The organism is Hadarchaeum sp. (SeqCode) (genome assembly GCF_049969415.1).
Lineage (GTDB): Archaea > Hadarchaeota > Hadarchaeia > Hadarchaeales > Hadarchaeaceae > Hadarchaeum.
This window is the reverse complement of the sequence record NZ_JBMFOX010000060.1, coordinates 1-3,804: the sequence shown is the minus strand read 5'-3', so window position 1 is coordinate 3,804 and position 3,804 is coordinate 1. Positions and strand designations below refer to the sequence as shown.

The 3,804-nt window shown below is 50.5% G+C and carries 3 protein-coding genes and 1 pseudogene; 3 read left to right on the top strand and 1 reads right to left on the bottom strand.

All coding sequences use genetic code 11. The features are described 5' to 3' along the window. The first annotated feature begins 113 nt into the window (after nt 1-113). The 3 genes from ACP5PX_RS07500 to ACP5PX_RS07490 are packed head-to-tail and all read left to right on the top strand — an operon-like array spanning nt 114 to nt 2,470. Nucleotides 114-869 carry an ABC transporter ATP-binding protein gene (locus ACP5PX_RS07500; RefSeq protein ID WP_428085348.1) on the top strand — a complete coding sequence of 252 codons (756 nt, stop codon included), beginning with the start codon at nt 114-116 and terminating at the stop codon, nt 867-869. Further along, nucleotides 869-1,576, top strand: a complete 708-nt coding sequence (locus ACP5PX_RS07495; protein ID WP_428085347.1) for an ABC transporter ATP-binding protein — start codon at nt 869-871, stop codon at nt 1,574-1,576. Before ACP5PX_RS07500 ends, ACP5PX_RS07495 begins: the two co-directional genes overlap by 1 nt. After that, on the top strand, nt 1,577-2,470 hold the full coding sequence (locus ACP5PX_RS07490) for a DMT family transporter (RefSeq protein WP_428085346.1): 894 nt from the start codon (nt 1,577-1,579) through the stop codon (nt 2,468-2,470). 24 nt (nt 2,471-2,494) lie between these two features. Here the strand turns inward: ACP5PX_RS07490 and ACP5PX_RS07485 are convergent. Continuing rightward, a pseudogene (locus ACP5PX_RS07485) lies at nt 2,495-3,571 on the bottom strand (IS256 family transposase); the annotation flags it as partial. Between the last annotated feature and the right edge of the window lie 233 nt (nt 3,572-3,804).

Below are 3,804 nucleotides of genomic sequence, written 5' to 3'. Positions count from 1 at the left end.
CACCCCTTGCAGGAGAGCTTCGTTCCCCGCGGGGCCCGCACCTCCCGTACCTGCCCGACGACCACCTTCTCCCCTCCTTACCTTGCACCACTAATTAATATTATAATCTTTAGATGACTTTGCTCAAGACAGAGGCGTTATCTAAGAATTTTGGCGGGCTTAAAGCTGTGGATTCAGTATCACTTGAGCTCAACCGACACGAAATTTTAGGATTGATCGGCCCAAACGGGGCTGGGAAGACTACGTTTATCAACTTAGTAACGGGGGTTTTAAGCCCGGACAGCGGCAGAGTATGGTTCAAAGGTCATGACGTGACGAGCTTGCCCGCGTTCAAACGGGCGCGATTGGGCATGGTTCGGACATTTCAAATATTACGCCCTTTTATCTCCCTTTCCGTAAGGGACAATATTTTAGTTGGGCTGTCTTATCGGTATTGTGACCACCTCTTCGCTATGCTAACTCGTCGGGACAGCAGGACAATTAAGCAGCAAATCGAGGAAATTTTGGCGATTACCAGCTTAGAACGCTGGGCTGATTACCCAGCCGGTGCACTGCCTGTGGGTATTCTCCGCCGTGTTGAGATCGCAAGAGCCCTGGCCTTAAAGCCTGAATTGGTTCTTCTCGATGAACCAGCAGCGGGTTTAAACGATCAAGAATTGCAAGAAATCCGCCACTTTATTGCTAACCTCCGTGAGACGCTGGGCCTCTCTATACTTCTTGTTGAACATCGAATGAGATTCGTCATGCAAGCCTGCGATAGGATTGTGGTAATGCACCGCGGTCGCATTATCGCTGCTGGTAAACCCGAAGAAATCGCAAACGATCCATTGGTAATTGAAGTATATTTGGGGCAACCAAAGGGGACCTAATGCTACTTGAAGTGCGGAATATCCAAGTATCTTATGGACGGATAACAGCCCTTTGGGGGGTTAGCTTACAAGTAGAACCAGGGGGACTTGTGGCGCTAGTGGGATCAAACGGAGCTGGAAAAACAACGACTTTAAAAGCTGTCATGGGGCTTGTGCCGAAAAACAGCGGACAAATATTTTTTGAAGGAAAAGATATAACTAAATGGACCCCGTGGAAAATTTCTGCCCACGGTTTGGGATTGGTTCCAGAGGGTGCTCGTGTGTTCCCAGATTTGACTGTTAAAGAGAATTTGGTTATTGGGGGATTCTGTGTGAATGATAAAAAACTTCTAAAAGAGCGCATGGATTATGTATGGAAACTCTTCCCTGTGCTCCGCGAACGGCAACACCAAAGGGCTGCTACATTAAGCGGAGGCGAGCGGCAAATGCTCGCTATTGCTCGGGCACTAATGGGTAAACCGCGCCTCCTCCTTGTTGATGAGATTTCAATGGGACTGATGCCCATTTTAGTAACACAAGTGTTTGCCATACTTAAAGAGCTAAATATTCAAGGAACTTCCATACTTATCGCGGAACAAAATGTACTTGATACATTAGCGATAGCCTCATTTGCTTATATAATTGAAAATGGCCGCGTCGTGCTTTCCGGCCCTTCCCAAGAACTGCTTAATAACGACCACGTCAAAACAGCATATCTAGGGTTATAAATGGGCAATAAACGGGTGAAAGGCGCCCTCTTAGCCCTTTTTTCAGCAGGCTTGTGGGCAAACATTGGAGTATTAGCACGTTTTATTTATAGTTTCGGTGCAGACCCTCTTTTTGTTGTAACCGCTAGGGCTGTGTTTGCCGCCGTGTTGAGTTTCATCGGGATTGGTTTGTTAAACCCTAAAGCTCTCAAGCTTCAACCATGGCAGATACTGTTGTGCATGTGTTACGGAACAATTGCAATAGGTGCGAATTTCGCGTTATATTTTTATGCTATAAAATTTACAACTATTCCGATTGCTGTCACGCTGATTTACACTAACCCCATATTCGTCATCGTTCTTTCAAGTTTGTTTTTTCGCGAAAAGCTCCAGAAAATGCATCTTCTTGCTTCTACATTGCTTTTGGTTGGCATCTGGTGTTTGGTTGGTGCGCCTGTTACTTTTGTTTCGAGTGAAAATTTGCAAGGCGCTGTTTTCGCTTTTGGCTGTGCTTTGACAATCGGCGTCTATAACGTCTTTGGAAAGCGCTTGCTTACAAGAATCCCCCCTTGGTCGATACTCACCTATGCCTTATTGGGAGGGAGCGTAGCGCTTCTTGGTTTGTGGTCGACCATCAGCCGGAGTTTACCTAAGCTTTCTTTTCCAGCATGGTTAAGCATATTTTTATTAGCGGTCGGACCAACAATTTTGGGCTATGGCTTATACTTGAAAGCTATTGAAAATATAGGCCCGTCAACATCAGCGATTTTGGCAACAACTGAACCACTCTTCGCAACGCTCTTGGCCTGGGTTATTTTTCGTGAAAGAATCACCATGGTACAAGGGGTTGGAATGTGTATAGTATTGCTAGGTGCATCGCTTACATATATTGGTAGACCGGTTGTAAAAAGTTAGGCTGTGCCAACAGTGCCTCAAGGAATGCGTCTGCGTCGCGTGACAGCTTTCCGTCAACTCTTCTACAAAGCTCCGTAGTCCGTGCCTACTGGCCGTTCATTTGGGTTGCTAAGCACAAGGTACACAAGGTACAAAAGCTTCTCTCACGCCTCCTCGCGGCAGAATATTTTCACCACCTTCGTTCGCCGCTTCACTTCCTTGGCCAATCGCTCCAACTGGTTTGTGGTGTAGAGGTACCTCCTGATAGGCTTTGGATGGCGAAGGAAGGCAAGTAGAGCGTGAGATTTGGCCTCCCAACGCGCGACGATCCGGGGATAGCTCAAGCCCCAACGCTCCCTTCGCCTCTTCTCCTGTTTCCGCGCGGTACAAAGCTCTTAGGTCCCCGGCCAGGGCTTCCCGATCCTTCCTCCTCGCCTGGTTCAAGGCGGTGCGCACACAATGGAGGAGAGAAAGCCCAATCCGCGTCCGGGAAGATCTTCCGGATCGCCTCTTTAAGACCTGGAAGGTCGTCAGTAACGAAGATCCGGACCGTTTTGACCCTGCGCTTCTTCAGGTCCTTGAGCCCTCCTCCCAGTTCCCCGCGCTCTCCCCTTCGGCCCCGAACAGCCAGAATCCCAAGACCTCCCGGCGACCATCGGGCTTGATCCCGAGAGCGATGTACACCGGCTCCTTTGCGGTCCTGCCGCGGCGCACCGAGAGGAAGGTCTCGTCCAGGTAGATTGCGTAGTACTCGGCGTCCAGCGGCCTCCCCCGCCAGGCCCTCACCTCCTCTTCCACCACCTGGGTCAAGCGGGAGATGCTCTGGGGGGAGTAAAAGGCGCCGTAGACGGAATCCAAGAACCGGGAGATGGCCCGGGTGCTTACCCCCGAAGCGTAGAGGGCGAGGATGGCCTCGGAGAGCTCCAAAGAGGTGCGGCGTCGGTAAGGGAGGATCCTTGGGTGAAAGTAACCCTCTCGCACACGGGGGACTCTCAAGTCCTCCAGTGGCCCAAGAAGGGTGAGGAGGTCCTGGGTGTAGTAACCGTTGCCCTTGGTGGGATGGTCCTCCAGGTAGATCTCCCACTCCTCCTGCATGAGGGACTCCAGAAGCCCCTTGACCATATTTAGGGCTTGAAAACTTGGACAGGGTTTTCCCGGGAAAATGTCTAGGTCCGGTTGTAGTAGGAGCGCAAAAGAAGGGGGGCATGGTAAAGGTGGATGAAGGGTCCATCTTCCCGCAGGTCCGGAAACCCGGCTCCTAGCACCCCTGGACTGCGATTAGCTTCGGAACGGTGCTTAGAAAACGATGCCGCGGTCTAAACAAAAGCGCTTCAGGCGGTCGGTGAAGGCTGCGC

Bases quoted from the DNA above. Each gene is read 5' to 3' on its own strand.
- ACP5PX_RS07490 (WP_428085346.1), top strand. From the start codon at position 1,577: ATGGGCAATAAACGGGTGAAAGGCGCCCTCTTAGCCCTTTTTTCAGCA.
- ACP5PX_RS07500 (WP_428085348.1), top strand. From the start codon at position 114: ATGACTTTGCTCAAGACAGAGGCGTTATCTAAGAATTTTGGCGGGCTT.
- ACP5PX_RS07495 (WP_428085347.1), top strand. From the start codon at position 869: ATGCTACTTGAAGTGCGGAATATCCAAGTATCTTATGGACGGATAACA.